This window comes from Mesorhizobium waimense, from assembly GCF_003601975.1.
GTDB lineage: Bacteria > Pseudomonadota > Alphaproteobacteria > Rhizobiales > Rhizobiaceae > Mesorhizobium > Mesorhizobium waimense.
Genome location: NZ_QZWZ01000007.1, coordinates 106,900 through 133,173, shown reverse-complemented (window position 1 = coordinate 133,173; position 26,274 = coordinate 106,900). Strand labels below are relative to the sequence as shown.

The window sequence follows — 26,274 nt, the reverse complement described above, 5'->3', positions numbered from 1 at the left end:
TGACGGCCTCACGCTATCGATTTATCACCAAGGATAGGAATCAATCGACGAATTGGTTAAACCAATGGACATTGTCGGAGACGGCGGTCACGCAGCGCTGGTACAGCTTCAGGCCTATCTGGCGCAGATGGACCTTTCCGGCGAGACGCGGCTGCCGGCCGAACGGGAGCTTTGCGAAAGTCTCGGCGTTTCGCGGGGCGATTTGCGCAAAGCTCTGGCGGTGCTTGAGAAGGACGGCCGCATCTGGCGTCACGTCGGCAAGGGCACCTTCGTCGGAAGCGGCCCGATCGAAGAGACGATTGGCATTTCGGAAATCGCCGGGCGCACCAACCCCGCCGATGTGATGCGCGCGCGCCTTATCATCGAGCCGGAAATCGCGCGCGAGGCAGCCCTGCACGCCACGCTTGACGATATAGCCGCGATGCGGAAATCCCTCGCTCAGACCCGCGAAGCGGCGACGTGGCGGCAGTATGAAAACATCGACAATCTGCTCCACCGCCAGATCGCTGAGGCGAGCAGCAACAACGTGCTGCTCGGCCTGTTCGACGTGCTGAACGCGGTGCGGCGTACCGTGGTCTGGGGCCGTCTGCGTGCCGATGGCACGCGCCCCCCGGCCGACCATCACAGTTTCGCCGACCACGAGAAGATCGTGGCGGCGATTGCCGACCGCGATCTTGCGGGCGCCGCGGCCGCGATGCGCCTGCATCTGGTGCAGGTTGGTCGGCGTTTGATTCCGGCACATGAGGCGGCTGAATAGTAACTGCGCTGCCGTTTCGACGATCAGTCGGCTCAGCCCGTCATGGGGTGAGCGTGATCCTGTCGGGCGCCAGAATCGTATGGCCTCAATAGCCGAGCGCCAGTCCGTCCTTGCGCGGGTCGGACGCGCCGGTCAGCGTTCCCTTTTCCCAATCGATCAGCACCGCCTGCCCGCCGCCCAGCGGGTGATGTGGTTCCACCAGTTGGTGGCCGCGGCTGCGCAGACCCTCGACCGCATCGGCGCGGACATTTCGCTCCGTCTCGACGACATCGTTGTTGTAGAACACGCGCGGCGCGTCCAGCGCCTGCTGCGGATCCATGCCGAAGTCGATCATGTTGGTGAGCAGGTGAACGTGGCCGAAGGGCTGGTAGCCGCCGCCCATGACGCCGAACGGCATCACCGCGCGGCCATTCTTGGTCATCATACCGGGCATGATGGTGTGCATCGGCCGCTTGCCGGGCGCGATGCTGTTGGGGTGGTTCGGATCGAGCCGGAAGCTGGAGCCACGGTTCTGCATCACGACGCCGGTCTTCGGGCCAACCACGCCGCTGCCGAACGAATAGTAGGTAGAGTTGATGAAGCTCACCGCGTTACGGTCGCGGTCGACAACGGAGATGTAGACGGTGTCGCTGCCCGGCAGTTCGAGGCGCGGCAGATTCGTCATGGCGCGCTCGCGGTCGATCGCGGCGCGCAGCCTGTCAGCATAGGCGCCGGACAGAAGCTCCTTCACCGGCACGGCGACATGGTCCTGATCGCCGATGAGATTGTCGCGATCGCGGTAAGCCAGCCGCCCCGCCTCGATCTCCAGATGCAGGCGCTCGGCGCCATTGGGATCGAGCGCGCTGAGCTCGAAGCCGGAGAGCACGTTCAGCATCAGCAGCGCCGTCAGGCCCTGATTGTTCGGCGGCATCTGATGGATGCCGTAGCCGCCATAGGAGATGCCGACCGGCGTCTTGTAGTCGCCCTTTGTCGCGGCGAAATCATCGAGCGTATGCAGCCCGCCAAGATGGCGAAGCCGGCCGACAATGTCCTCGGCCACCGCCCCTTCATAAAAACCGGCGCGGCCGCTCCTGGCGATGATGCGCAGCGTTTCGGCGAGCTCCGGCTGACGGTGGACGTCGCCCGCCCTGGGCGGCTTGCCGCCGGGCAGGAAGATGCGTGCGGCCGCCTCGTCCAGAGAAAGGTCCGTCTCCGGATCTTCCCAGTCGAAAGCAACGCGATCGTGCACGACATAGCCGTTCTCGGCGTAGTGGCTGGCAGGCGCCAGCGCGTCGGCAATGCCCTTGCGGCCATGATCTTCCAGCAGCCGGCACCAGGCGTCGACGGCGCCGGGAATGGTGACCGCGTGCGGGCCTTGCTTGGGAAGCTCGCTGAAGCCGTTCTCCAGATACCACTCGACAGTTGCGGCGGCCGGTGCGCGGCCGGAACCGTTGAAGGCCAGCACCTCGCCCTGCCCTTTCGGGCAGTAGAGGACAAAACAGTCGCCGCCGATGCCGGTCGACTGCGGCTCGACCACGGCCTGTACGGCGGCGGCGCAGACGGCGGCGTCCATGGCGTTGCCGCCGGAGCGCAGCATGTCGATGGCGGCAAGCGTCGCGAGGGGATGCGAGGTCGCGGCCATCGCTTCGGTGGCACGGACCGGCGAGCGGCCTGGAAACTGGAAATCACGCATGCTTTCTGGATATCCCTGCTTAACGCCCGCGGCCGAAGATCTGCGCGGCGGACAACAAAACGATCGATAGCACGATCAGGCAAGTCGAAATGGCGGCGATGGTCGGATCGATCTGGTCGCGCAACGCATTGAACATGCGGCGCGTCAGCGTCGTGGTCTCGCCACCCGAGATGAACAGCGACACCACCACCTCGTCGAAGGAGGTGATGAAGGCAAACAGCGCGCCCGACACGATCGAAAAGCGTATCTGCGGCATCGTCACCTGGCGAAAGGCCGAGAAGCGATTGGCGCCAAGGCTGCGCGCCACCTTCTCCTGGTTCATGTCGTAGGACCTCAGGCCGGAAAGCACTGTCAGCACCACCAGCGGCAGAGCCTGCACGGTGTGCGCGATGACGAGGCCGGTCAGCGTGTTGGTGAGACCGATACGGGCATAGAGGAAGAAGGTGCCGATGCCGATGAGGATCACCGGAATGATCAGCGAAGCGGTCAGCAGCGCGTTGATGGCGCCGGTCATTCGCAGCGTGCCGATGTTGATGGCATAGGCGGCGGCGGTGCCGAGCGGCGTCGCCACGATCATCGTCATGACCGCTACCTTGACCGAGACGATGGTGGCGTCGCGCCATTCCACCGATCCGAAATAGCTCTCGTACCAGCGCAGTGACCATTGCTGCGGTGGGAATTGCAGCAGCGTCGAGCCGGAAAAGGACATGATGACGATGATGACCGACGGCGCGATCAGGAACAGCAGCACAAGGGTACCGAGCCCATAGAGCCAGAGGCGTTGCCGGTGCGAGATGGGCAGGCTGGTTTCCGAACTCATCGCGAGCTCCACACGCCGGTGGCGCGCGCGCCGAGAAGCCACTGGAAAAGACCGAGCAGCGCCAGCGTGACGGCGAGCAGCACGACGCCGAGGGCGGCACCTGCTCCCCAATTCGAATAGAGGCTCGTGGTCTGCTCCATGCGCATCGCCCACATGATGACCTTGCCGCCACCCATCAGCGCGGGGGTGACGAAGAAGCCAAGGCAGAGCACGAAGACGATGACCACGCCGGAGGCGAGGCCTGGAAGCGACAGCGGGAAGAATATCTGCCGGAAGGTGGCGGCCGGACTGGCGCCGAGATTCATCCCGGCGCGCAGGCAATCGGTGTCGATGGTCTTCATCGAGGCATAGAGCGGCAGCACCAGGAACGGCAGCATGATGTGCGTCATGCCGATGACGACGCCGGCGAAATTGTTGGCGAGCGACAGCGGCTGGCTGATGACGCCGAGGTCGATGAGCCAGCTGTTGATCAGGCCCTTACGCTGCAGGATGACCAGCCAGGCATAGGTGCGCACCAGCACGGAGGTCCAGAACGGCAGGATGACGAAGATCAGGCAGATCGATGCCACCCGGCGCGGCAACTGCGACAGCATGTAGGCCAAAGGATAACCCAGCAGCACGCAGGCGCCGGTGACGAAGAAGGCGACCTTGAAGGTGGTGATGAAAGTCCTGATGTAGGAGGCCTGCTCGAAGAAGCGCGCATAGTTGGCGGCGCTGAACGCGCCGCCCTCATCGAACAGCGACAGCCAGAACAGCCAGCCGATCGGGATGATGATGACCGTGAAGACGAGCAGCAGGCCGGGCGACAGCAAGGCCAGCAGGCCGAACGATTCCCGACGTGCATCGGCACGTAACGCCGTCGCGTTCAACGTCCCGTCCTGGCCGGCGCCGAAATCTCCCAAACGTGCGGATTGCATGCTCATCAGTCCGCCGCCACCAGCACCACGTCCTCGGCATCGATGCCGAGATTGACCGGCTCGCCGGGCCTTGGCAGCTTCGCCAGCACGTCGCTGCGGCAATAGTCGCGCAGCGTCACCTGTTGCCCGTCCTCGAGCACCGCGTAGCAGACGAAACTGTCGCCCTGATAGATGACGTCTCCGACCGTCGCCGGGATCACGTTGATGCTGCCCGCCGGTTCGGCGTCGGTGACCAGGCGCAGCTTTTCCGGCCGCACCACCATCAGGTGACTGCCGGATGACGGCGCTACTGCCGCCATGCGGATCTTCCTGTCCTCGTACCAGACGCTGCCATTGCGGCATTCGACCGGAATGAAATTGGAGTCGCCGATAAAGCCGGCGACGAACCGGGTCTGCGGCTTGGCGTAGAGCACTTCGGGGCGGTCGATCTGCTCGATGCGCCCGACATTCATGACCGCGATGCGGTCCGACATGGTGATCGCCTCACGCTGGTCGTGCGTGACATAGACGGTCGTCATGCCGAGCCGGCGGTGCAGGTTGCGCAATTCGATCTGCATATGTTCGCGCAGGCTCTTGTCGAGCGCCGACAGGGGCTCGTCCATCAGCACGATGCGCGGCTCGAAGACGATGGCGCGGGCGAGTGCCACACGCTGCCGCTGGCCGCCCGAAAGCTGGTCGACGCGACGCTCGCCGAGGCCTTTCAACTGCACGAGATCGAGCGCCCTTTCGACACGCTCAGCCGTGTCGGCAGCGGACACGCGGCGCTGCTTCAGCGGAAAGGCGATGTTGTGGAAGACGTTCATATGCGGGAACAGCGCGTAATTCTGGAACACCATGCCGATGTTGCGCCTGTGCGGCGGCGTGGTGATGATCTCCTCGCCGCCGACCTTGATGCTTCCGGAATTCGCCCTGACGAAGCCGGCCAGGATCATCAGCAGCGTCGTCTTTCCAGAGCCGGAAGGACCGAGCAGCGTCAGGAATTCGCCGGCGGCAACATCGAGCGAGAGGTCGCGCAGCACCGAGACGCCGCCGAAGCGTTTTTCGATGCCGCTGATACCGATGGGAAGCGCGGACGGCGCAATGGACAAAAGCATCTCCCTGGGCTCCGGATCCTTCGTGGCGCAGACGGAATGGAGCAGCGCCTTTGGCGCGCCGCTCCGTTCCATCGGGCTGGCTGTCTATTGCTGGACCAGATTGTTGAACTTCTCCGTCGCCTCGACCAGAGTGTCGCGCCAGAATTCGGGATCCTGCAGAACCTGCTTCTTGACGTTCTCGGGAGATGAATTGATGTCCTTGATGCGCTCCGGCGGGATCTTGCCGGTCTCGAAGGCCTTCTCGTTGGCCGGCCCGTTGTCGACATAGAGCGGCAGGTTCGCCTGCAGATCGGGGCTGACGAATTTGGCCAGCGCCTTCATGGCGATGTCCTTGTTCTTCGAGCCCTTGGGTATGACCATGCAGTCGGCGGTGAGAACGCCCTGATCGAAGGAGAAGCTCACGGGAGCGCCCTCTTTCTTCAAGGTGCCCGCACGGCCGTTCCAGATGCTTGCCATGTCGACTTCGCCGTCCTTGACCAGCTGCATCGCCTGCGCGCCCGAGGTCCACCAGGCATCGACATGGCCGCGGATCTTGTCGACGGATTTGAGCGCGCCGTCGATGTCGACCGGGTAGACCTTGTCGATCGGGATTCCCTCGGCGAGCGCTGCCACGCTCAGCGTCTCGGTCGCCTGGGCGCCGCTCAGCGCGCGGCGGCCCGGGAATTTATCGACGTTCCAGAAATCGGCCCATGTCTTCGGCCCCTTGTCGCCAAAAACGTCGGTACGGTAGATCAGCACGACGGATGTGTAAGAGATGCCGACCCAGTCGTCATGGACGAGCTTCGGGTTGATGCCGCTCTTGTCGATGACGCTGTAGTCGAGCTTCTCGAACAGGCCCTCCTTGGAGCCGCGCGCGCATTCGTCGGCGCCGAGTTCGGTGATGTCCCATTTGACTGCATTGCCGGTGACCTGCAGGCGGACATCGTCGAGGCCGTTGGTGGTGTCTTCCTTGATGGTGATGCCGAGTGCGTCGGCCGTCGGCTTGAAGAAGGCCTTGGTCTGCGCCTCCTGGTAGGTGCCGCCCCATGAGGCGACTGTGATCGTATCGGCCGCCAATGCCGGAACGGCCGTCGACGCCAGCAACCCCGCGAGCGCAAGGCTGTGAATGCAAGATATCCTGGTCATTTTCGCTTCTCCAACCGGTGTTCCCATTATCGTTGATTTGGTATGCGAATTTGTATACAATTTTGAGTGTAGCCCGCCGAAGGCCGATGTCAACACGGCATACGTTTTTTCGCGGCAGAAATGGGAGCGTCAGTTCAGAGCTTTTAGCCCTTCTCGAAACGTTTGCTAAAAGGCTCTAGATTGCGAATCCATGACAGACCGTTGGAGGCGGGACGCTTGAGCAAGGAGAGGAAGAACACGCTGCGCGACTCGGTCTTCGAGTCGCTGAAGGCGTTGATCATCACCGGGCAAATTCCGCCCGGCGCCCGGGTGACGGAAAACGACATGGCGGCGCGCCTCAACGTCAGCCGCACCCCGGTGCGCGAAGCCTTCAACCGGCTCGAGCGCGACGGGCTGGTGGTTGGCCGGCCGCGCCAGGGCTATGTGGTGACGGAATTCAACCTCACCATGTTCCGCGAAGCCTTCGACATTCGCGAAATGCTGGATGGCCGCGCGACCGAACTCGCCGCGGCCAATGCGACCGCGGCCGACAAGGCGCGGCTGCGCGACATGCTGGCCGAATGCGAGCGGCTGGCGGCGATCCCCGACCGCAGCACCAGGGAGCAATTCGAGGAGCTGCAGGTCGGCATCGACCTGCATCGCGTCATCGCCGAGATCGGCGGCAACGAGATGCTGCACGGCATGCTCTGCGGCATCCTCGACAAGTGCCAGCAATATGTGTGGACGGAACTTTTGTGGCTCGACGAGTGGCAGCTCACCCGCGAGGAACACACCGGCATCGTCGATGCGATCTGCGCGGGGGACGTCGCGCTGGCAGGCGAGCGCGCCCGCGCGCATGTGCGCGGGTCTCGCGAAAACATCCTGCGCCTGCTGCAGGCCAAATCAGACTATCAGGGGTTTTTCGCCAAGGCGTCCTGACGGTGGGAGAACCAACTGGTCGATGTCAGGCGCCGCAGCCGACGATGCCCTTGACCTCGAGGAAATCGTGGATGGCCCAGTCGGCATATTCGCGGCCGTTGCCCGACTGCTTGTAGCCGCCGAACGGCGCGAACGTGTCCCACTCCGGATAGTTGATCGACACCTGTCCGGCACGCAGGCGTGCGGCCACTTTGCGCGCACGCTCGATGTCCAGCGACTGCACATAGGCGGCAAGGCCGTAGACGGTGTCGTTGGCGATCTTCACCGCCTCGTCCTCGTCATTGTAGGAAATGACCGAGAGCACAGGGCCGAAGATCTCTTCCTTCTCGACGGTCATGCCCGGCGTGACGTGGCCGAACACGGTCGGACGCACATAATAGCCGCGGTTGAGATGCTCGGGCCGGCCGGGACCGCCGGTGACAAGCGTGGCGCCTTCCTTGATGCCGGCCTCGATCAGCCGCTGGATCTTGTCGAACTGGATGTTGGAGACGACCGGTCCGAGCTTGGTCTCTTCCGAGCGCGGATCGCCGACCTTGTGGGCTTCGGCTGCTGTCTTGGCGATGGCCAGCGCCTCGTCATGGCGGCCGGCCGGCACCAGCATGCGCGTCGGCGCATCGCAGGACTGGCCGCTGTTGCCGAAACAGGCGTTGACGCCCTGGCGCACGGCGGCCTCGAAATCGGCATCCGGCAGCACGATGTTGGCCGACTTGCCGCCCAGCTCCTGCGCCACGCGCTTGACCGTTTCGGCCGCCGTCTTGGCGACGATAATGCCGGCGCGGGTGGAACCCGTAAACGATACCATGTCGACATCGGGATGGCCGGCCATGATCTGGCCGACATCGGGGCCGGTGCCGTTGATCATGTTGTAGACGCCCTTCGGCGTGCCGGCTGCCTCCATCACTTCCGAGAAGACGATGCCGCTGATCGGTGCGATCTCGGACGGCTTCAGCACCACGGTGCAGCCGGCGGCGATGGCGGGGGCTACCTTGCAGACGATCTGGTTGAGCGGCCAGTTCCATGGCGTGATCAGCGCGCAGACGCCGATCGGCTCCTTGACCACCATGGTGCCGCCGCGCTTCTCCGAGAAATCGTAGTCCTCCAGCGCCTTGATGGTGGCTTCCATATGCGCCTTGCCCGCCCAGGCCTGTGCTTCGCGCGCCCAGGTGATCGGCGCGCCCATCTCCTGCGAGACAGCCTGGGCAATGTCCTCGTAGCGCTCGTTGTAGACTTCGAGGATGCGCTTCAGAAGCTTCAGGCGTTCGGCCTTGCTGGTCTGCGAGAAGGACGGGAAGGCGGCCTTGGCGGCAGCGACCGCCTTGTCGACATCGGCCTTCGAACCGACCGAGATCTTCGTGTAGGCCTCTTCGGTCGACGGATCGATGACATCCAGCGTCGCCGGCGCCACGGGCGCCACCCATTTGCCGTCGATGAAAAAGTTCAGGTGATTGCTCATGATAGGGCTCCGTTATCTGGAAATGGCGAGGAAATTAGCTGGAGAGCATAGGGCAGTTGGCGCCACGGCGCAGGCTGATATACGCCACGTCGCCGACGCTGAATTGAAAACCCTCGGCCCGGCGCGGCGCGTCGATCACCACCGGCATCCCCTGCCCCAGTTCGGCATGCAGACGCAAGGTGCGGCCGTGGAAGACGATGCTGTTGACCCGCGCCGGCGCGGTGCCGGGTTCGGCCTCGGTCGCCACCAGCAGGTCTTCCGGACGCACGCCGATGGTGCGCACAGAACCTTCGCCGGGTGCCTCGCCGGTTTCCGACACGGCCTCCAGCGGCAAGGGGCCTGCGGTGAAGCGCAGGCGATCGCCATCGCGGCCGACAAAGCGCGACTGCAGCAGGTTCATCGTACCGATGAAGCTGGCGACGAATTTGGTGGCGGGCCGGTCGTAGAGTGTCGCCGGCGGGGCGATCTGCTCGATGCGGCCCTTGTTCATGACGACGATGCGGTCTGAAATCGACAGCGCCTCGGTCTGGTCGTGGGTGACCATGACGAAGGTGGTGCCGAGCCTTGACTGAAGGCGCTTCAGTTCGACCTGCATCTGTTCGCGCAGATGTGCGTCGAGCGCCGACAGCGGCTCGTCGAGCAGAAGCACGCGCGGTTCGCAGACGATGGCGCGGGCGAGCGCAACGCGCTGGCGCTGGCCGCCCGACAGCTCTGACACGCGGGCGCCGATCTTGTCGCCGAGGCCGACCATGTCGAGCGCTTCGCCGACGCGCTTGGCCTGCTCGGTTCCGGACAGCTTGCGCAGCGACAGGCCGAAGCCGACATTTTCGGCGACGTTCATGTGCGGGAACAGCGCGTAGTCCTGGAATACGGTGTTGACCGGCCGGTCGAACGGCCGGAGCGCGGTGATGTCGCGACTTTCGAGCAGCACCTTGCCGCTCGACGGACTTTCGAAACCGGCGATGACGCGCAGGCTGGTGGTCTTGCCGCAGCCGGAGGGCCCAAGCAAGGTCAGGAACTCGCCGCGAGCGATGTCGAGATCGACAGTGTCGAGCCCGACGATGCCGCCGGGGAAAATCTTCGACACTGCATCCAGCCGGACGAGTGGATCAGGCGCCATCGCGCACCTCGGACGGTTTTGTCGTGTTGACCCAGAGGATCTGGCAGCGCTCGGCACCCGGATTGCGGAAGGCGTGCGGAAGCGTGCTCTTGAACGCAAAACTGTCGCCGGTCTTCAGCCCGTAGGTGGTCGAATCCACCACCAGCTCGACCTCGCCCGACAGGACGTAGCCGAACTCGTGGCCGGCATGGGCATAGGCCTCGGCGGTACCGCCGCCGGCCTCGACGGTCACCAGCATGCCGGTGAGCGTGGCGGCCGGTGGCGACAGCAGCGCCTTGGCGATGCCTTCCGACTTGACCGGGATCTGCCGCCGCTTGTCGGCGCGCACGCAGTAGAGATCGTTCCCCGCATCATGGCCGTCGGCGATCAGCGCCGACGGTTCGATGTCCAAAGCGGCGGCGAGCGGCCAGATCACTTTGACCCTGAGTGAGGACATGCCGCGCTCGATCTGGCTCAGCGCCCCGATCGACACGCCTGCCTTGGCGGCCAGCTCGGCAAGCGACAGCTTGCGCTCCAGCCGCAGCGCCCGCACGCGCCGGCCGACCCGCACGTCGGCATCGTCCTTCGGCCTGTCGGCCGCCTCGTCCAGCATGTCCATCAATCGGTCCTCGTTGCAGTCTCGATATCGGCACTGCCCTGTAGGGCTCCCCCTCCCCTTGTGGGAGAAGGTGTCGCCGAAGGCGACGGATGAGGGGTGTTCCAGCTTGGCGATGACGGCACTCCGTCACGCACCCCTCAACCGTCTCGGCGCTGCGCGCCGATCCACCGCCCGGGGCGAGTCACTTGTCTCGCCCGCCCTTCGGGCCCCACAAGGGGAGAAGGGAAGACCGGCCTCACCCACCCGCCTTGACCTTCTCGAACATCTTGGCGAGGTCGTCATTCTGTTTCATCGGTCCGGTGAAGACGGTGGTCTTCAGCATGACCTCCGGATCGGACGGCAGCTGCAGCTTGTCCAGTTCCTCCTTCGGCACGGCGGCAAAGGCCGAGCTGGTCGAACTGCCATAACCATAGGCCTGGATCAGGTATTTGCCCGAATCCGTCTCCAGCCGGCTGTTGATGAAATCATAGGCGAGGTCGACGTTCTTGGCGTCCTTCAGCATGACGAAGCCGCAGGCCCAGGTCAGCATGCCTTCCTTCGGCTTCATGAACTCGACCGGCACGCCCTGCTTCTTCAGCGAGGTGGCCGACGCGTTCCAGGTCATCGCGGCGACCAGCTGGCCGCTGGCCAGCGCCTGCTCCACCGAGGTCATGTCGGTGGTGTAATTGGAGAGCAGCGGGCGCTGTTCGCGCAGCTTTTCCGCCACCTTGTCCATTTGTTCCGGCGTCATGTCGAACGGATTGACGCCGGCGAGAAGTGCCGCCACGACGGGCGTGTCATGCACGGCGTCGATCGTCGCCATGCGGCCGGCATATTGCTTGTCCCACAAAAGGTTCCAGCTCGCTTCGGGATTCTTCACCAGATCGGTGCGGTAGAGGATCGAGGTGTTGCCCCAGTCCCATGGCACCATCCAGACCTTGCCGTCGCCGGCCTGCAAATCAGGCAGGTTCTTGAAGACCGGGAAGATCGAGTCCCAGTTCTTGATGCGCTTGGTGTCGATCGGCTGCAGCAGGCCCTCCTTGTTCCAGCGCGCCACCTTGTCGTAGCAGGGATGCGCAATGTCGGGGCGGAAACCGGCCTTGACCTTGGTGAAGGCGTCGTCGTCATCGCCGAAGATCGAGGCCTCGACGCCATCCGGATGGGCGGCAAGGAAGCTCTTGTTGAAGTCGGGCAGTTCATAGCCCGACCAGGTGAAGTATTGCAGCTTGTCGGCAGCGAAGGTGACGGTCGACGACAGTGCCAGCGCGAGAGCGGCGAGGCCGGCCCGTGCCTTGGTTCCGGTTATCAATTTCAGGTCGAATGCCATTTTCGTTCTCCTCTTCGTTGTTATGTCAGGCTGGATTGACGGCGGCTGTCCGGCGGGAGGCACCGAGCCCGCGGTGGCGCAAAATTTCAGCCAGGCCGGCGATGACGAAGGACACGACCAGGATCGCCGTGCCCAGCGCCATGACGGTTGGCAGCGACCGCGGGAAGCGCAGCTGGCTCCAGATGTAGAGCGGCAGCGTCGGCTCGGTGCCGGCCAGGAAGAAGACGACGATGAACTCGTCGAAGGACGTCAGGAAAGCCAGCATGAAGGCCGACAGCACGGCCGGCAGGCTGAGCGGCAGCATGACGCGCCGGAACGTCGTCCAGTCGGAGGCGCCGAGGTCGAGCGCCGCCTCGCGGATGGTTTTCGGGATAGCGGCGAAGCGGCTGCGCATGACGACCACGGTCGTCGGCAGCGCCACCAATATGTGGCCGAGCACGATGGCGAGGCGCGACGGGCCGAAGCCGACGAGATTGACCAGGATCAGCAGCGAAATGCCAACGATGACGCCGGGAATGAGGATCGGCAGCCGGGCGATGGCGCTGATGGTGGCGGCCAGCGGCGAACGGCCGTAGAGGTCCATGTAGGACACGGTGATGCCGCAGAGCGTGGCGCCGGAAGCGGCTATTGCCGCGATGACGAGGCTGTTGGCGAGTGCGCTTGAGAGCGCCGGATTGCCGTAGAGCGTCGCGTACCATTGCAGCGTGAAGCCTTGCAGCGGAAACGCCGCCTGGATCGAATCATTGAAGGAAAACAGCGGGATCAGAAGGATCGGCAGATAGAGGAAGACCAGATAGGCAAGCACGTAGAGGCCGAGCCAGCTGCCGCCTGCATTGGCCTCGGAGCGCGCCGCGCTCATGTGCGGCTGCCAAATCGGCGGTCGGCGTCGCGCGCGACCAGAACCACGCACAGGATGACCAGCATGACGCAGACCGACAGTGCCGCCCCGAACGGCCAGTCATTGGCCTTGCCGAACTCGGACTGGATCAGCGAGCCGATCATGGTGCTGGCCGGACCGCCGACCATGGCCGGGGTGACATAGTCGCCGACCGTCGGCACGAAGACAACGAGCGCTGCCGCCAGCACGCCCGGCATCGAGTTCGGCAGCACGACGCGGCGGAAGCTGGTGAAAGGTTTTGCGCCAAGGTCGGACGCAGCTTCGAGCAGCGATTTTGGAATAGTGTCCAGCGCCACATAGATGGGCAGGATGGCGAAGGGCGCATAGGCATGGGCGAGCGTGACAACAACGGCCGCCGGCGTGTTGAGGAAGGCCAGCGTCGGCTCCGACCAGATGCCGCTTTCGATCAGCGCCGAGTTGAGCACACCATTATAGGCAAGCACGATCTTCCAGGCGAAGACGCGCAGCAGATAGCTGGTCCAGAACGGAAGCGTCACCAGGAACAGCAGCAGGCCGCGCCGCCGCCCGGCATGGAAGGCGAGATAATAGGCGACCGGATAAGCGGTCACAACCGTCGCAAGCGTCACCAGGCCGGCGATTGCCAGCGAGCGCAGCGTCACCGTCCAGTAGAGCGGATCGGACGCCACGGTGGCGAAGTTCGCCACGGTGAGGCCGGCACCGAGCAGCGAGCCGTTATTGCCGCGAAAGGCGAGGAAGAGCACGAGGCCGAGGGCGAACAGGATGAGGAAGAAAGTGACCAGTCCGCCCGGCAGCAACATCGCGAAACGGAAAGCCGGTGAAGACCGGGATTCCGGCAGCGACTGCCCTGCTGCGATGGTCGACATCGAACTGTCCAACGGAATTATGAAATCGACTTAGCTTTTTTCATATTCATGAAACTGTCAAGCTGAATCGCGAGGCGCCAGAACCGCCGACGTCAAAATCAGCGCTCGAAGGCGTCCAACATCCGGTACCAGGCGATCGTCGCGGCGACGCCAATCTGGCGGAAGGCGTGGAACGGGATCGGCCGGATCGGCGACAGCGGGAACGGTAACTGGCTGATGTCGCCATTCGCAAGATAGCTCGCCATCCGCCCACCTAGCGCGGTCATCAGGCCGACACCGCGGCCCTGGCAGCCGACCACGGCGAGCAAGCCCGGCTCCGGCTCGTGGATATGCGGCAGATGGTCCGGCGTCATCGCCACACGGCCGAACCAGCGTTTTTCTATCGCGACGCCGGCAAGCACTGGATAGAGCCTGACCAGCGCCCGTTCGAGATGCGCCCAGTCACCCTCACTGGTCGGCAGCGCCATACGGCCACGGCCGCCGAGCACCAGCCGGCCGTCGGCGCTCTTGCGGTAATAGACGAGGATGCGGCGCGAATCCGACACTGCTTGGCCTTCCGGCAGGATCGTGGCTGCGAGATTGGACGACAGCGGCGCCGTCGCGATCTGGAAGGAATGCAGCGGCACGATCGTCTGAGCGAGGCCGGGAAGCAGTCCGCCGGTATAGGCGTTGGTTGCAAGGACAACCGCCTTCGCCCGCAATTCGGCGCCATTTCCCGTCGAGACGCGCCAAAGTCCGGCGTCCTTGGCGAGTTTCACCACTTTCTGGCGTTCGGCGATCCGGGCGCCGGCGGCCGTGGCGACCCGCGCCAGTTCCGACGTATAGGCGAGCGGGTCGATGATTCCGGCGCGGCGGTCGAGCCAGCCGCCGAGATAACCTTGCGCGCCGGTCATCGCCGCGATTTCCGTCTGGCTCAGAAGCTGGACATCGGCGCCGCGTGCCCGCCACTGCCGGTCCCTGCTGGCGGCCGCCTTCAGCGCGGTCTCGGTGTGCGCGGCCTGGATCCAGCCGTTGCGCGTGAACGGCACCGCCAGCTTTTCGTCGCGGATCAGGCTGAACACCGCATCGGCCGTCGAGGCGGCAAAATTGACCAGTGCCGCACCGCGCGCCGGACCGAAATGCTCGACGAGCCATTCCGGATCGTATTTGAGGCCGGGGATGACCTGGCCGCCATTCAGCCCCGACGCGCCCTCCCCGATCGCGCCGGCCTCCAGCACCTGAACGGCGAGACCGAGGCGCGCGGCGTGCAAGGCGGTCGACAGACCCATGATGCCGCCGCCGACGATGACGACATCGACAGGGCTGCCGGCCGGGAAAAGTGACGGGAATGCGCTTATCGCTTTGGGCTTTTGCCAGATCGGATCGGAAAAGGGCAAGGCTCACCTGAACGCGCTTGAAAATGAAAATCCTAGTGACGATTTCATTGATTTGAAAGAGGCGCATTCGCCTTGCGATTGGGGCACGCGATGAGCGTGTGGGGGTCCAGTGCGCCGGCGCCGGAGAAATCGAGAAAGCTCGGTTCCAGGATGGGATAGACCTTTGACAGGAATCCGTTGAAAGTGCCGCGCCGCCGGCCAGGCCACGGTTGACCCTCCGTCTGCGTGCTGGCGGCAGGACAAGCAAACAGAGGACCACAAGTCATGACCAATCCAAGCCACCTGCCCGCCGACGGCCTCTTCATCGGCCGCGCCAGGGCAGGCGACGCGTCCTATCCGCTGGTGGTCACGGTGCGCGACGGCATGGTCTTCGACATCACCTCGAGCGCGGCCCCGACGGTGCGTGACATTTGCGAGCTGGCTGACCCGGCCGGCCATGTTCGCGCCGCCAACGGCAAGCCGATAGGTTCGCTCGACGCGATTGCCGCCAACAGTTTCGCGGCCACGCGCGATCCTGCAAAAGCCTATCTGCTCTCCCCGGTCGACCTGCAGGCGGTCAAGGCGTCGGGCGTCACCTTCGTCGTCAGCCTGCTCGAACGCGTCATAGAAGAGCAGGCGCGCGGCTCGGCGGAAAAGGCCGATGCCATCCGTGCCGACATTGCCGGGCTGATCGGCCACGATCTGTCCAAGCTGAAGCCTGGTTCGCCCGAAGCGATGGAGATCAAGGCCAAACTCATCCAGCGCGGTGCCTGGTCGCAATATCTGGAGGTGGGCATCGGCCCGGATGCCGAGATCTTCACCAAGTGCCAGCCGATGGCCTCGGTGGGTTTCGGCGCCGATGTCGGCCTGCATCCGGTGTCGACCTGGAACAATCCGGAGCCGGAGATCGCCATGATCGCCGCCAGCAGCGGCAAGATCGTCGGCGCCACCATCGGCAACGACGTCAATCTGCGCGATGTCGAGGGACGCTCGGCGCTGTTGCTCGGCAAGGCCAAGGACAACAACGCCTCGGCCTCGCTCGGCCCGCTCATTCGGCTGTTCGACGACACCTTCTCCATCGACGACGTGAAGCAGGCCATCGTGCGCCTGAAGGTCGAGGGCGAGGACGGGTTTTCACTGGAGGGCGCCAGTTCGATGGCCGAGATCAGCCGTTCGCCGGAAGAGCTGGTCGCCGCCGCAATGGGGCCGCACCACCAGTACCCGGATGGGTTGGCGCTCTATCTCGGCACCATGTTCGTGCCGTCGAAGGATCGCGGCGAGAAGGGCAAGGGTTTTACCCACAAGGTTGGCGACATCGTCACCATCTCGTCAGAGAAATTCGGCGCGCTGGTCAACCGTGTCCGGCTGTCGCCCGACTGTCCGCACTGGACCTATGGCGCCAGCCATTTGATGCGCGACCTCGCCAAGGCCGGTTTGATCTAGCCGCCCGCTGCGACCGGGAGCGTCTCACCCCTTTCATTGTTGAATGCCGGACGCTTCGGCGGCGAGGACGACAGGCCAATCCGATGAAGCTCCGGTTGCCCGGAAAATATCACCGCAACTGATGCGATCTGATGGGATTGCTGATGGCGCAGCGTCGTGCGCCAACGTCCATTGGCTGGTGGAGGCTTGCCAGTCCCCGAAAAAGGGAATGCGCTGGGAGCGTCCGGTCGGCGCTGGCAGGAGATGCGGTCTGTTGACCGCTTCGCGCCTGATGGGAAGGTCGTTTTCAACATGGGAGGAAATCAAATGCTGTCGAGGCTAAGACTGCTCGTGCTTGGCTTGATCGCGCTCGTTGCCATTCCGGCGATGGCGCAAGCCAAGACGTTCTACTGGATTTCGCATGGCGGCCCGGCCGACCCGGTCTGGACCTACTTCCTGGCCGGTGCCAAGCAATGGGCGACTGACACCGGCAACACCGTCAACACCTCGTTTCACAATGGTGACGTGGCCTCGCAGCAGGAGGCGGTGCGCGCCGCCATCTCGGCCAAGGCCGACGGCATCGTCACCACCAGCCCCGACCCGGGCAGCCTGGTCGAGATCGTCAAGGAAGCGCGCGCCGCCAACATCCCGATCATCAACTTCAACACGCCTGACCCGAAGGCCAACTTCAACGCCTATGTCGGCGGTGACAACGTCACTTTCGGCAAGCACTGGGCGCAGTATCTGGTCGACAAGGGCTTGGTGAAGAAGGGCGATTTCGTCTGGATGCCGGTCGAAGTTCCCGGCGCCACCTATGGCGTTCAGGAAGAGGAAGGCATCAAGAGCGTCTTCGGCCCACTCGGCATCACCTATGAAATCACCGAAGCGACGCTTGACCAGGCCGAAGTGATCAGCCGCATGGTCGACTACCTCACCGCCAACAAGGCCAAGGTCAAGGCGATCATCGGCCTCGGCGACCTCGTCACCGGCTCGATCAAGCGGGTGTTCGACCAGGTCGGCGTCAAGCCGGGCGAAATTCCGGTCGTCGGTTGGGGCAACTCGCTCGACACCACCCAGGAAGTGCTCAACGGCTACGTCAATGCCGGCCAGTGGCAGGATCCGCAGGCGACCAGCTATGTCGCGCTTTCGCTGGCCAACATGGCTGCGAGCGGCATTCCTCCGGGCTTCAACGTCATCACCGGCGCGCTCTACGAAAAGGACACCGCCGAAGTGTACGACAAGATCCTGTCCGGCAAATAAACCCACGACTACCAGTGCCGCGTTTCTTTCGACGCGCGGCACTGGACTATCGTCGCCGGAGCCCGCCGCGTCTGCGGTGCAGGTCTCAGCCCATTCCTTTCATGTCGCGGGTTGCTCGTGGAAAATCGTTCCCTCGTCCAAAGCCTGGTCAGCAGGCCGGAATTCGGGCCATTCGTCCTGCTCGTCATCGAGCTGGTCGTCTTCTGGGGCATCAATCCCGACTTCCTTTCGCCGCAGAACATCTCCAACATACTGGCCTTCACCGTAGAGCTTGGCCTGATCGCGCTGGCGATGACGCTGCTGATGACGTCGGGCGAGTTCGACCTCTCGGTCGGTTCGCTGTTCGGCTTCTCGCCGGTGCTGATGTGGACGCTGTTCAACAGCGGCGTCACCTCGCTGGAGATGGGGCTCGTCGTTGCGCTGGTCGTCGCCGCCTTCATCGGGCTGGTCAATGGCTGGTTCGTGACACAGCTCAAGATCCCGTCCTTCCTGGTGACGCTCGGCATGCTGCTGGTGGTGCGCGGCACGGCTTTGTTCGTCACCGACGGATTTCCGCAGCGGACATGGAGCGCCGAAGGCAGCTGGCTGGCGGAAGCGCTGGTCGGCGATTTCTTCATCGGCCCGTTTCGCGTCTACATGTCGCTGTTCTGGTTCATCGCCGCGGCGAGCGCACTGGGCTACGTGCTGACGCAGAGCCGCACCGGCAACTGGATCCAGGCGGCCGGCGGCAACCCTAACGCGGCGCGCGCCCGCGGCGTCAACGTCAGCGGCGTCAAGATCGGCCTGTTCGTGCTGTCGTCGCTGATGGCCTCGCTCGCCGGCGTCATCTCTTCGCTGCGCACCTCGGCGGCCAACCCCAATAGCGGTACCGGCTACGAGCTCGAAGTCATCGCCATGGTGGTGATCGGCGGCACGGCGCTTACCGGCGGACGCGGCACGATCATCGGCACCGTGCTCGGCATCCTGATCCTGCGCGTGATGCGCAACGGCATCGTGCTGATCGGCGTGCCGGGGCTCGCCTACAACATCTTCATCGGCGCCATTATCCTCGGCATGATGGCGCTTCACTCATGGCTGGAACGCCGCCATCAGGCAGGGACGTGAACCATGGCTGAACCGCTCATCCGCATGACGAACATTCGCAAGTCCTACGGGCGCGTGCAGGCGCTGGTGGACGCCAATTTCCACGTCAACGAACAGGAGATCGTCGGCCTGCTCGGCGACAACGGCGCCGGCAAGTCGACGCTGATCAAGGTGCTGTCGGGCGCGGTGCCGCTGACCAGCGGCGACATCTTCATCCGCGGCAAGAAGGTCAACCTGCGCAGCACCAGCGACGCTATCGCCCACGGCATTGAGACGATCTACCAGGACTCAGCACTGGTCACGCAATTGTCGATCGCCCGCAATTTGTTCCTCGGCCGCGAGCCGATCAAGCCGCCGCGCTTCCTCAACCGCATGGACCAGGAAGCCATGAACGTCGTGGCGCGCGACCTGCTCAAACAGGTCGGCATTTCCAAGAACATCCCGCCAACGACGCCGATCGGCTCGCTGTCGGGCGGCGAGCGGCAGGCGGTGGCGATCGCGCGGGCCATGCATTTCGACAGCGACCTGATCATCCTCGACGAGCCGACCAACAATCTCGGCGTCGCCGAGACGCGAGGCGTGCTGAGCTTCGTGCGCAGCGCTCGCGATTCCGGTCACTCGTGCATTTTCATCGCCCACAACATCCATCACGTCTTCCAGGTGGTCGACCGCATCGTCGTCATGCGCCGGGGCAAAGTGGTGGCCGACGACATCGACCCGAAGAAGACCAATGTCGCCGAGGTCGAACGGATTATCACCGGCATGTCCGACAAGGAGATCCACGACGCCATCGTCGAGGGCACGCAGCGGCCGGGTTAAGCACTGTCTATCGCTGTCTGGCACAGGATCGCATCAGCTCCTATGACTGTGACAATGAAAGCCACCGTTGCCGATATCGCCAGGAGCTGCGGGCTGTCGACCGCGACCGTCGACCGCGTGCTGAACAACCGGGCGGGCGCCAGCGCCGCCAACCGGCAGCGTGTGATGGAGGCTGCCAGGCAGCTCGGCTATCTGCCTGTCTTCGACCAGGTGGCGCTGCCGTCGAAGCCGGCGCATCTGGAGTTCTTCCTGCCGATCGGCTCGAACGCATTCATGATCGATCTCGCCAAACATATCGAGGACTATGCGGCGCGCCTGCCGCTGGTCGCGTCCTGCCGCATCCATAACCTCGCCGGGATCGCGCCCGGCGCACTGCAGGGCGCCATCGAGAACCTGTCGCTCAAGGCGAACGGCGTCGGCGTTATCGCCGTCGATCATCCGAGAACCCGCAACATCCTGCGCGAGGTGGTCGAGGCCGGCATCCGTCTGGTCACGCTGGTATCGGACGTTCCGGCGGCACCGCGCTCGGCCTATGTCGGCATCGACAACCGGGTTGCCGGCCGCACCGCGGCACTTCTCATGGGCCGCTTCCTCGGCGGCCGCACCGGATATCTGGCCATGGTCGTCGGCTCGCGCTCCTATCGTGGACATGAGGAACGCGAAATGGGCTTCCGCTCCGTGCTCGGCGAGGAATTCCCCAACCTCACCGTCTCAAGCGCCGTCGAGATCAATGACGAGCCGGAGGTGAGCTACACGGCGACGATGAAGGCACTGCACAACGAGCCGGAGCTGCTCGGCATCTATTGCGTCGGCGCCGGCCGCTCGGGCGTCGCCAAGGCACTGCTGGAAGCAAGGCCGAAGAAGAAGCCGGTGTTCATCTGCCACGACCTGACCAGGGAAACGCGCGGCTATCTGGTCGACGACATCGCCGACGTCGTCATCGACCAGAATGCGCGGCTGATCGCCGAACAGTCGGTCATCCGCCTGCTCGGCTCGATCGCGTCTTCGGCGCCTTACCTGACGAAAAAATTCATCGAGCCGCGTCTGATCTTCAAGGAAAACGTGCCGGTTCAATAGGTTAGAGGGCCAGGGCAAGGCCGCTTTGTCCGGATTTGTAGGAGGATTGGTGCGTGGTGCGGCAATTCTGCACACCTGCTATGCAACTTTTATGGTTGCCGAATCATTAAGCAATCGGTAGATATCTGGGTGTCGGCCATCTACTCCTCCCAGATGCGATGCCGACGCTGAATGCGGCGCACCTCCTCCCGCGTCTCATTCGAAATCGAGCCCGCTGCCACCTCCTCCCGGCAGCGGGCTTTTTTCTTGCCCTCGCGAAATTCGAAAACAGTTGAAGGCTGCGTCTTGGTCGCAGCCCTGCCCGTCAGCGCACCCTAAACGACGCGATCAGGCCTTCCGCCATGCGCACGAACTGCGCGCTCGGGCCTTCGGCGCCGACGCTCTGCATCGAGACGCGCGCGCCTTCGAGCAGCAGCGACAGCGTGTCGGCGAGAAGCTCGGCCTGGCCGACGCCGGCGTCGCGGCAGAGGCTCACTAGCCGATCGCGCTGGGCTTCCTTGAGTTCCTTGATGACGCGCCGCGCCGGATGATCGGTCTCGCTGAGCTCGATGGCGGCATTGGCCATGTCGCAGCCGCGGCTGTCGGCGTTCAGCATATCGGCGGCCTTGCGAACCCAGGCATGCAGTTGCGCGAGCTTGTCGCCGGGATACTCGGCCTCGAATGCGTCCCATATCGCAGCACCCTTGCATGCAGTGGCGCGCAGGCATTCGATGATCAGATCGTCCTTGGACTCGAAATGACGGTAGAGCGTCATCTTGTTGGTGCCGGCGGCCTCGGTGATGGCATCGACGCCGACGCCCTTGATGCCATGCTTGTGAAACATGTCCTGCGCCGTCTCCAGGATCCGATCCCGGGGGCGAGCGCGTTCCGCAGTGCCGTCTGCCATCGAAGTCTCCTTGTCTCCCTAAAAATTCGGTGCACCTCTTGACTAGGGTGTTACCGGTCTGTAACTTCTGCAATGTTACTTACTGGTAACACCTAGTGCGTTCCACGTCAACGACAAGGCACCGCCAACAGGCTCTGCCGGAGCGGAGTAGGACAGAAAACTGCCTGTCATGCGGCTTCGGCCGGTGAGAACGAGAAAAACGGTTCGCGATCATCCGATGCGAATCGCAAGCCAGGAGCCGCTCCTATGTCGCAGCGCAAGGATTTGACTATCGATGAAGCCATCCGGGATCCGATGATCCGGCTGGTGATGAAGGCGGACCGCGTCGATCCGCTCGCCTTCGAGGCGACGCTGCGTTCGCTGGCGGCCGCGCAGGCGCCAGCCCGCCGGGCGCCGCCGCGTTTTCCGGAAGAGACGGCGGGCAGCCGGCAGCTGTCCAGAATCGCCAATGCCTTTGGCGAAGCAAAAGCATTCAACGAGGCCTGCGTCTCATGGTGAACTATTTCATCCACCGCCCGATCTTCGCGTCGGCGATCGCCATCATCATGGTGCTCGCCGGGGCGATTTGTTATTTCCTGTTGCCGGTCTCGCAGTTCCCCGACATCACGCCGCCGCAGGTTGTGGTCAGCGCCCAGTATCCAGGCGCCAGCGCGCAGGTGGTGGCCGACACCGTCACCACGCCGCTCGAGCAGCAGATCAACGGCGTCCAGGGCATGACCTACATGTCGTCGTCGAGCTCCAATGACGGCTCCTCGACCATCACCATCACTTTCGATGTCGGCTATCCGCTGAGCACGGCGGCCGTCGACGTCCAGAACCGGGTGTCGCAGGCGGCATCCTCGCTGCCGGCGATCGTCAACCAGGGCGGCGTGACGATCAAGAAGCAGAACCCGAATTTCGTCCTCATCGTCGACCTCACCTCGCCCGACGGCTCCGTCGATCCGGTGGCGCTGAGCAACCTCGCCTATCTGCAAGTGGTCGATCCGCTGAAGCGCCTGCCCGGCGTCGGCGACGTGCAGATCTTCGGCGAGCGGCGCTATTCGATGCGCGTCTGGCTCGATCCCGACAAGCTTGCCAATCTCGGCATCACCGCCGTCGACGTGCAGAACGCGATTTCCGAACAGAACGTCCAGGTGGCGGCCGGCAAGATCGGCCAGTCGCCGGCGCCGGCCGGCACTGCGTTCGAGATGCAGGTCAACGCGGTCGGGCGCTTGAGCGATCCGAAGGAGTTCGGCGACATCGTCGTGCGCGCCAATTCCGCGACCGGCTCGCTGGTGCGGCTGAAGGATGTCGCCCGCATCGAACTCGGCGCCCTGCAATATTCCTCGTCGGCCTTCTTCGGCAAGGACCCGACCGTGGTGCTCGCCGTATACCAGATGCCGGGCTCCAACGCGCTCGATCTGCAGCAGCGCGTCAAGGACAAGATGCAGGAACTGTCGGCGCGCTTCCCCAAGGGCGTCAGCTACGCCATGCACTACGACACGACGCGCTTCGTCTCGGCCTCCATGCATGACGTACTGATCACGCTCGGCGAAGCGCTGGTGCTGGTCGTCGCGGTGGTGTTCATCTTCCTGCAGAGCTGGCGCACGACGATCATCCCGACCATCGCCATTCCGGTGTCGCTGGTGGCGACTTTGGCCGTCATGTACATGCTCGGCTTCTCGCTCAACATGCTCTCCCTGCTCGGCATGGTGCTGGCGATCGGCCTCGTCGTCGACGACGCCATCGTCGTGGTCGAGAATGTCGAGCGACAATTAGAGGCCGGCCTCAAACCGCTCGCCGCGACAAGAGCGGCGATGGCCGAAGTGACGGGTCCGATCATCGCCACCACCGCCGTGCTGATGGCTGTGTTCGTGCCGGTGGCTTTCATCCCCGGCGTCTCCGGGCGGCTCTACAACCAGTTTGCGCTGACCGTGGCGATTTCCGTCGGCATCTCCGCCTTCAATTCGCTGACGCTCAGTCCGGCGCTCTCAGCCGCCTTCCTGCGCCATCGCGGCGAAACGAAGTTCTTCCTGTTCCGCTGGTTCAATGCCGGCTTCGAAAAGCTGTCGCATGCCTATGCCAATGGCGTGCGCATCCTGATCCGCCTGCGATGGATCATGCTCGGCGTGTTCGCGGCGGGCCTGGTGGCGACCTATTTCGTCTGGCAGAAGCTGCCTTCGACCTTCCTGCCTGTCGAGGACCAGGGCTATTTCTTCGTCGTCATCCAGCTGCCGGACGGCGCCTCGCTGGAACGCACCGACGCGGTGGCGCAGAAGGCGCGCGACATCCTGCAATCGACGCCCGGCGTCGACATTGTCGGCTCGATCAGCGGCCTCAACTTCCTCACCAGCGCCGCCCAGTCGAACTCGGCGGTGGAATTCGCCATCCTGAAGCCATGGGACGAACGCGGCCCCGACCAGAGTGCATCCAAGCTCGTCGCCGAGGTGCGCAACAAGCTGCTGCAGATTCCGGAAGCCTTTGCGCTTAGCTTCGATCCACCTTCGATACCGGGCCTCGGCACCACAGGCGGCTTCGAATTCCAGGTCGAGGATCTGACAGGCCGCGGCAGTGCTGCACTCAACGACGCCACGCAAGCGGTGATCGCCGAGGCGCGCAAGCAGCCCGAACTCAACCCGCAGCAATTGTTCTCGTCGTTCTCGACCTCGACGCCGCAGTTCAACTATGACCTCGATCGCGCCAAGGCGAAGCTTTTGGGCCTCAGCCTGCCCGACGTGTTCAACACGCTGCAGATCTATCTCGGCTCGCTCTATGTGAACGACTTCAACCTGTTCGGCCGCACCTTCCGGGTGACGATCCAGGCCGACAAGGACGCGCGTGCCGGTGCGGCCGACATCTCGCGGCTCTATGTGCGCAACGCCTCCGGCGGCATGGTGCCGCTGAGCACGTTGGGTAAACTGGTGCCGATCGTCGGTCCGGAAACCGTGCCGCACTACAACAACAATGCCTCGGCCCTGATCAATGGCGGTGCTGCGCCCGGCTTCTCGTCCGGACAGGCGGTGGCGGCGATGGAACGCGCCGCGGCCACGGCGCTGCCGAGGGATTTCGGCTATGAATGGACGGGCATTACCTTCCAGGAACTGAAGGCCGGGTCGATCGCGTCCGTCGTCTTCGCGCTGGCCATGGTGTTCGTGTTCCTGATCCTGGCGGCGCAGTATGAAAGCTGGGCCATGCCGTTCATGGTGCTGCTGGCGGTGCCGCTCGCTCTCTTCGGTGCCTTTGCGGTGCTGTTGCTGCGCGGCATGCAGATCGACGTCTACTCGCAGATCGGCTTCGTCATGCTGATCGGCCTGGCGGCGAAGAACGCCATCCTGATCGTCGAGTTCGCCCGGCGACGGCGCGAGGAAGGCCTCAGCATCGTCGACGCGGCCATGGAAGCGGCACGGCTGAGACTCCGGCCGATCCTGATGACGGCCTTCGCCTTCATCCTCGGCGTGCTGCCGCTGATGTTCGCCACCGGTGCTGGTGCCGCCAGCCGGCAGTCGATCGGCACCACCGTCTTTGGCGGCATGGTTGCGGCGACGGTGCTGTCTCTGGTGTTCGTGCCGGTCTTCTATGCGGTGATCGAACAGCTGCGCGAGCGTCGCGAGCGCAGCGGTGACACGCCCGTACATACTGAACCAACGACTGAACCGGCGCTCGCGCGACTGGCCGAAGCGGCCGAATAGGATTGGAGATATCGATCATGCGTAAATGGAAAATCGCTTTGGGAACGGCCGTCGCGCTGGGCGCAATCTCGGTGGCGAGCGTGCATCTGCTCGACATGGGCAATCTCGGTGTCAATGCCGGCACCGCCGGGGCGGCCCCGGCTCCGGCCGCGTTCGTCATGCCGGTGCCGGTGGTGAACGTCGTCAGGAAGACGATCCCGATCTATCTCGACTATGCAGCCCGCACCGAGCCGATCCGCAGCATCACGCTGCAGGCGCGCGTGCCCGGCTATCTGCAGGAGCAGGCTGCCGCCGACGGCAGCGACGTCAAGCAGGGCGACCTGCTCTACAGAATAGCTCCGGAGGATTTCCAGGCGGCTCTCGACCAGGCAAAGGCGCAGGTGCAGCGCGACACGGCAACGCTCGACTATGCGCGCTCCAATCTCGGCCGCGGCACCGAGCTCGCCAAGAGCGGCTATCTCGCCAAGGACAGCTTCGACCAGCGCACCAGCACGTTGCGCGAAGCCGAAGCCTCGCTCGCGGTCAACCAGGCAGCGGTGCGGACGGCCGAGCTCAATCTGAGCTATGCCGAAATCAAGGCGCCGTTCCCCGGCCGCATCGGCCGCAACCAGGCCTCGGTCGGCACGCTGGTCAGCGTCGCCGGCACGGTGCTCAACACGCTGGTGCAGCTCGATCCGATCTACGTCACCTTCAATCCGAGCGAAACGGATTTGGCGCAGATCGAGCAAGCCAAGGCGGCAGGCCCGATCGATGTCGATATCCTGCTTCCCGGCGAGACGGAGCCGAGCCAGAAGGGTCAGCTCACCTTCATCGACAACACGGTCGACCACTCGACCGGCACGATCACGGCGCGTGCGACGATCGGCAATGCGAAGTTCGCGCTGCTGCCCGGCCAGTATGTTCGGGTGCGGCTGCACATCAAGGAGCAGCCCGACGCGCTGATGGTGCCGCAGGTGGCGCTGGGCTCCAGCCAGCTCGGCAAATACCTCTATGTCCTCGGCAAGGGCAACACGGTCGACCAGCGCATCGTGTCGCTCGGGCCGGTCAATGGCGATCTGATCGCCATCTCCAGCGGCATTGCCGAAGGCGATCAGGTGATCACAGGCAATTTGCAGAAGATCGGACCCGGAATGCCGGTGTCGCCGCTGCCCCAGAAACCGGCCACCTGACAACCCCCGTCA

General features: G+C 64.0%; 24 protein-coding genes. 11 read left to right on the top strand and 13 right to left on the bottom strand.

Translation table 11 applies throughout. The features are described from left to right. Positions 1-64: 64 nt before the first annotated feature. Entirely contained in the window at positions 65-757 is a 693-nt protein-coding gene (locus D3227_RS11270; RefSeq protein ID WP_120014186.1) for a FadR/GntR family transcriptional regulator, read from the top strand. A gap of 85 nt (positions 758-842) precedes the next feature. Here the strand turns inward: D3227_RS11270 and ggt are convergent, their stop codons facing one another. The 5 genes from ggt to D3227_RS11245 all read right to left on the bottom strand — a co-directional run bounded on the left by ggt (position 843) and on the right by D3227_RS11245 (position 6,385). Then, complete coding sequence (ggt, locus tag D3227_RS11265) at positions 843-2,429, bottom strand: gamma-glutamyltransferase (RefSeq protein ID WP_120014185.1); 1,587 nt, start codon at positions 2,427-2,429, stop codon at positions 843-845. Between the two features lie 19 nt (positions 2,430-2,448). Further along, positions 2,449-3,249: an ABC transporter permease gene (locus D3227_RS11260; RefSeq protein WP_120014314.1), complete on the bottom strand. Its 801-nt coding sequence runs from the start codon at positions 3,247-3,249 to the stop codon at positions 2,449-2,451. Continuing rightward, on the bottom strand, positions 3,246-4,172 hold the full coding sequence (locus tag D3227_RS11255) for an ABC transporter permease (RefSeq protein WP_120014184.1): 927 nt from the start codon (positions 4,170-4,172) through the stop codon (positions 3,246-3,248). The genes D3227_RS11260 and D3227_RS11255 overlap by 4 nt, the downstream gene beginning before the upstream one ends. Beyond that, on the bottom strand, positions 4,172-5,254 hold the full coding sequence (locus D3227_RS11250) for an ABC transporter ATP-binding protein (protein ID WP_120014313.1): 1,083 nt from the start codon (positions 5,252-5,254) through the stop codon (positions 4,172-4,174). Before D3227_RS11250 ends, D3227_RS11255 begins: the two co-directional genes overlap by 1 nt. A 90-nt stretch (positions 5,255-5,344) precedes the next feature. Then, the gene (locus tag D3227_RS11245; RefSeq protein WP_120014183.1) at positions 5,345-6,385 is read right to left on the bottom strand and encodes an ABC transporter substrate-binding protein; all 1,041 of its coding nucleotides are present in this window, start codon (positions 6,383-6,385) and stop codon (positions 5,345-5,347) included. Between the two features lie 216 nt (positions 6,386-6,601). Between D3227_RS11245 and D3227_RS11240 the strand changes: the two genes are divergently transcribed. Continuing rightward, a complete protein-coding gene (locus D3227_RS11240; protein WP_167480667.1) occupies positions 6,602-7,303 on the top strand; it encodes a GntR family transcriptional regulator in 702 nt (233 codons plus the stop codon). 25 nt (positions 7,304-7,328) lie between these two features. Here D3227_RS11240 and D3227_RS11235 read toward each other — a convergent pair whose 3' ends face one another. From D3227_RS11235 to D3227_RS11205, 7 genes are all read right to left on the bottom strand, one after another. Further along, positions 7,329-8,756, bottom strand: coding sequence for an aldehyde dehydrogenase family protein (locus D3227_RS11235; protein ID WP_120014181.1), 1,428 nt, complete (start codon positions 8,754-8,756; stop codon positions 7,329-7,331). Positions 8,757-8,790: 34 nt separating this feature from the next. Continuing rightward, positions 8,791-9,876 (bottom strand): ABC transporter ATP-binding protein, encoded by a 1,086-nt coding sequence (locus tag D3227_RS11230; RefSeq protein ID WP_120014180.1) that lies wholly within the window; start codon positions 9,874-9,876, stop codon positions 8,791-8,793. Beyond that, positions 9,866-10,474 carry a cupin domain-containing protein gene (locus D3227_RS11225; RefSeq protein ID WP_120014179.1) on the bottom strand — a complete coding sequence of 203 codons (609 nt, stop codon included), beginning with the start codon at positions 10,472-10,474 and terminating at the stop codon, positions 9,866-9,868. Before D3227_RS11225 ends, D3227_RS11230 begins: the two co-directional genes overlap by 11 nt. A 235-nt stretch (positions 10,475-10,709) precedes the next feature. Further along, positions 10,710-11,780: an ABC transporter substrate-binding protein gene (locus tag D3227_RS11220; protein ID WP_120014178.1), complete on the bottom strand. Its 1,071-nt coding sequence runs from the start codon at positions 11,778-11,780 to the stop codon at positions 10,710-10,712. A 25-nt stretch (positions 11,781-11,805) separates the two neighbouring features. Continuing rightward, positions 11,806-12,639, bottom strand: coding sequence for an ABC transporter permease (locus D3227_RS11215; RefSeq protein WP_120014177.1), 834 nt, complete (start codon positions 12,637-12,639; stop codon positions 11,806-11,808). Next, positions 12,636-13,523, bottom strand: coding sequence for an ABC transporter permease (locus D3227_RS11210; RefSeq protein WP_120014176.1), 888 nt, complete (start codon positions 13,521-13,523; stop codon positions 12,636-12,638). Before D3227_RS11210 ends, D3227_RS11215 begins: the two co-directional genes overlap by 4 nt. Positions 13,524-13,621: 98 nt before the next feature. Next, a complete protein-coding gene (locus D3227_RS11205) occupies positions 13,622-14,860 on the bottom strand; it encodes an NAD(P)/FAD-dependent oxidoreductase (protein WP_425374499.1) in 1,239 nt (412 codons plus the stop codon). On the opposite strand from D3227_RS11205, the gene D3227_RS42635 reads away from it, so the two are divergent. The 6 genes from D3227_RS42635 to D3227_RS11180 all read left to right on the top strand — a co-directional run bounded on the left by D3227_RS42635 (position 14,790) and on the right by D3227_RS11180 (position 20,539). Beyond that, on the top strand, positions 14,790-14,993 hold the full coding sequence (locus tag D3227_RS42635) for a hypothetical protein (RefSeq protein WP_245451726.1): 204 nt from the start codon (positions 14,790-14,792) through the stop codon (positions 14,991-14,993). The genes D3227_RS11205 and D3227_RS42635 overlap by 71 nt on opposite strands. Before the next feature lie 170 nt (positions 14,994-15,163). Beyond that, positions 15,164-16,321, top strand: a complete 1,158-nt coding sequence (locus D3227_RS11200) for a fumarylacetoacetate hydrolase family protein (protein WP_120014174.1) — start codon at positions 15,164-15,166, stop codon at positions 16,319-16,321. Positions 16,322-16,627: 306 nt separating this feature from the next. Beyond that, positions 16,628-17,560, top strand: a complete 933-nt coding sequence (locus D3227_RS11195) for a substrate-binding domain-containing protein (protein WP_120014173.1) — start codon at positions 16,628-16,630, stop codon at positions 17,558-17,560. A gap of 117 nt (positions 17,561-17,677) precedes the next feature. Beyond that, the gene (locus tag D3227_RS11190) at positions 17,678-18,664 is read left to right on the top strand and encodes an ABC transporter permease (RefSeq protein ID WP_120014312.1); all 987 of its coding nucleotides are present in this window, start codon (positions 17,678-17,680) and stop codon (positions 18,662-18,664) included. Positions 18,665-18,667: 3 nt separating this feature from the next. Next, positions 18,668-19,462 carry an ATP-binding cassette domain-containing protein gene (locus tag D3227_RS11185; protein ID WP_120014172.1) on the top strand — a complete coding sequence of 265 codons (795 nt, stop codon included), beginning with the start codon at positions 18,668-18,670 and terminating at the stop codon, positions 19,460-19,462. 54 nt (positions 19,463-19,516) lie between these two features. Beyond that, positions 19,517-20,539, top strand: a complete 1,023-nt coding sequence (locus tag D3227_RS11180; protein WP_120014171.1) for a LacI family DNA-binding transcriptional regulator — start codon at positions 19,517-19,519, stop codon at positions 20,537-20,539. Positions 20,540-20,843: 304 nt separating this feature from the next. Here the strand turns inward: D3227_RS11180 and D3227_RS11175 are convergent, their stop codons facing one another. Next, complete coding sequence (locus tag D3227_RS11175; protein WP_120014170.1) at positions 20,844-21,425, bottom strand: TetR/AcrR family transcriptional regulator; 582 nt, start codon at positions 21,423-21,425, stop codon at positions 20,844-20,846. Positions 21,426-21,671: 246 nt separating this feature from the next. Between D3227_RS11175 and D3227_RS11170 the strand changes: the two genes are divergently transcribed. From D3227_RS11170 to D3227_RS11160, 3 genes are read left to right on the top strand one after another with little or no spacing between them, the layout of a single operon-like run. After that, positions 21,672-21,923: a hypothetical protein gene (locus D3227_RS11170; RefSeq protein ID WP_120014169.1), complete on the top strand. Its 252-nt coding sequence runs from the start codon at positions 21,672-21,674 to the stop codon at positions 21,921-21,923. After that, the gene (locus tag D3227_RS11165) at positions 21,917-25,093 is read left to right on the top strand and encodes an efflux RND transporter permease subunit (RefSeq protein WP_120014168.1); all 3,177 of its coding nucleotides are present in this window, start codon (positions 21,917-21,919) and stop codon (positions 25,091-25,093) included. The genes D3227_RS11170 and D3227_RS11165 overlap by 7 nt, the downstream gene beginning before the upstream one ends. 17 nt (positions 25,094-25,110) lie before the next feature. Continuing rightward, complete coding sequence (locus D3227_RS11160) at positions 25,111-26,262, top strand: efflux RND transporter periplasmic adaptor subunit (RefSeq protein WP_120014311.1); 1,152 nt, start codon at positions 25,111-25,113, stop codon at positions 26,260-26,262. Positions 26,263-26,274 lie beyond the last annotated feature (12 nt).

What these genes read in the sequence shown, in the direction of transcription:
- D3227_RS11225 (WP_120014179.1), bottom strand. Translation starts at nt 10,474, where the DNA reads ATGGACATGCTGGACGAGGCGGCCGACAGGCCGAAGGACGATGCCGAC.
- D3227_RS11255 (WP_120014184.1), bottom strand. Translation starts at nt 4,172, where the DNA reads ATGAGCATGCAATCCGCACGTTTGGGAGATTTCGGCGCCGGCCAGGAC.
- ggt (WP_120014185.1), bottom strand. Translation starts at nt 2,429, where the DNA reads ATGCGTGATTTCCAGTTTCCAGGCCGCTCGCCGGTCCGTGCCACCGAA.
- D3227_RS11215 (WP_120014177.1), bottom strand. Translation starts at nt 12,639, where the DNA reads ATGAGCGCGGCGCGCTCCGAGGCCAATGCAGGCGGCAGCTGGCTCGGC.
- D3227_RS11235 (WP_120014181.1), bottom strand. Translation starts at nt 8,756, where the DNA reads ATGAGCAATCACCTGAACTTTTTCATCGACGGCAAATGGGTGGCGCCC.
- D3227_RS11245 (WP_120014183.1), bottom strand. Translation starts at nt 6,385, where the DNA reads ATGACCAGGATATCTTGCATTCACAGCCTTGCGCTCGCGGGGTTGCTG.
- D3227_RS11165 (WP_120014168.1), top strand. Translation starts at nt 21,917, where the DNA reads ATGGTGAACTATTTCATCCACCGCCCGATCTTCGCGTCGGCGATCGCC.
- D3227_RS11185 (WP_120014172.1), top strand. Translation starts at nt 18,668, where the DNA reads ATGGCTGAACCGCTCATCCGCATGACGAACATTCGCAAGTCCTACGGG.
- D3227_RS11230 (WP_120014180.1), bottom strand. Translation starts at nt 9,876, where the DNA reads ATGGCGCCTGATCCACTCGTCCGGCTGGATGCAGTGTCGAAGATTTTC.
- D3227_RS11220 (WP_120014178.1), bottom strand. Translation starts at nt 11,780, where the DNA reads ATGGCATTCGACCTGAAATTGATAACCGGAACCAAGGCACGGGCCGGC.
- D3227_RS11260 (WP_120014314.1), bottom strand. Translation starts at nt 3,249, where the DNA reads ATGAGTTCGGAAACCAGCCTGCCCATCTCGCACCGGCAACGCCTCTGG.
- D3227_RS11200 (WP_120014174.1), top strand. Translation starts at nt 15,164, where the DNA reads ATGACCAATCCAAGCCACCTGCCCGCCGACGGCCTCTTCATCGGCCGC.
- D3227_RS11175 (WP_120014170.1), bottom strand. Translation starts at nt 21,425, where the DNA reads ATGGCAGACGGCACTGCGGAACGCGCTCGCCCCCGGGATCGGATCCTG.
- D3227_RS11170 (WP_120014169.1), top strand. Translation starts at nt 21,672, where the DNA reads ATGTCGCAGCGCAAGGATTTGACTATCGATGAAGCCATCCGGGATCCG.
- D3227_RS42635 (WP_245451726.1), top strand. Translation starts at nt 14,790, where the DNA reads ATGATGCCGCCGCCGACGATGACGACATCGACAGGGCTGCCGGCCGGG.
- D3227_RS11270 (WP_120014186.1), top strand. Translation starts at nt 65, where the DNA reads ATGGACATTGTCGGAGACGGCGGTCACGCAGCGCTGGTACAGCTTCAG.
- D3227_RS11180 (WP_120014171.1), top strand. Translation starts at nt 19,517, where the DNA reads ATGAAAGCCACCGTTGCCGATATCGCCAGGAGCTGCGGGCTGTCGACC.
- D3227_RS11160 (WP_120014311.1), top strand. Translation starts at nt 25,111, where the DNA reads ATGCGTAAATGGAAAATCGCTTTGGGAACGGCCGTCGCGCTGGGCGCA.
- D3227_RS11195 (WP_120014173.1), top strand. Translation starts at nt 16,628, where the DNA reads ATGCTGTCGAGGCTAAGACTGCTCGTGCTTGGCTTGATCGCGCTCGTT.
- D3227_RS11210 (WP_120014176.1), bottom strand. Translation starts at nt 13,523, where the DNA reads ATGTCGACCATCGCAGCAGGGCAGTCGCTGCCGGAATCCCGGTCTTCA.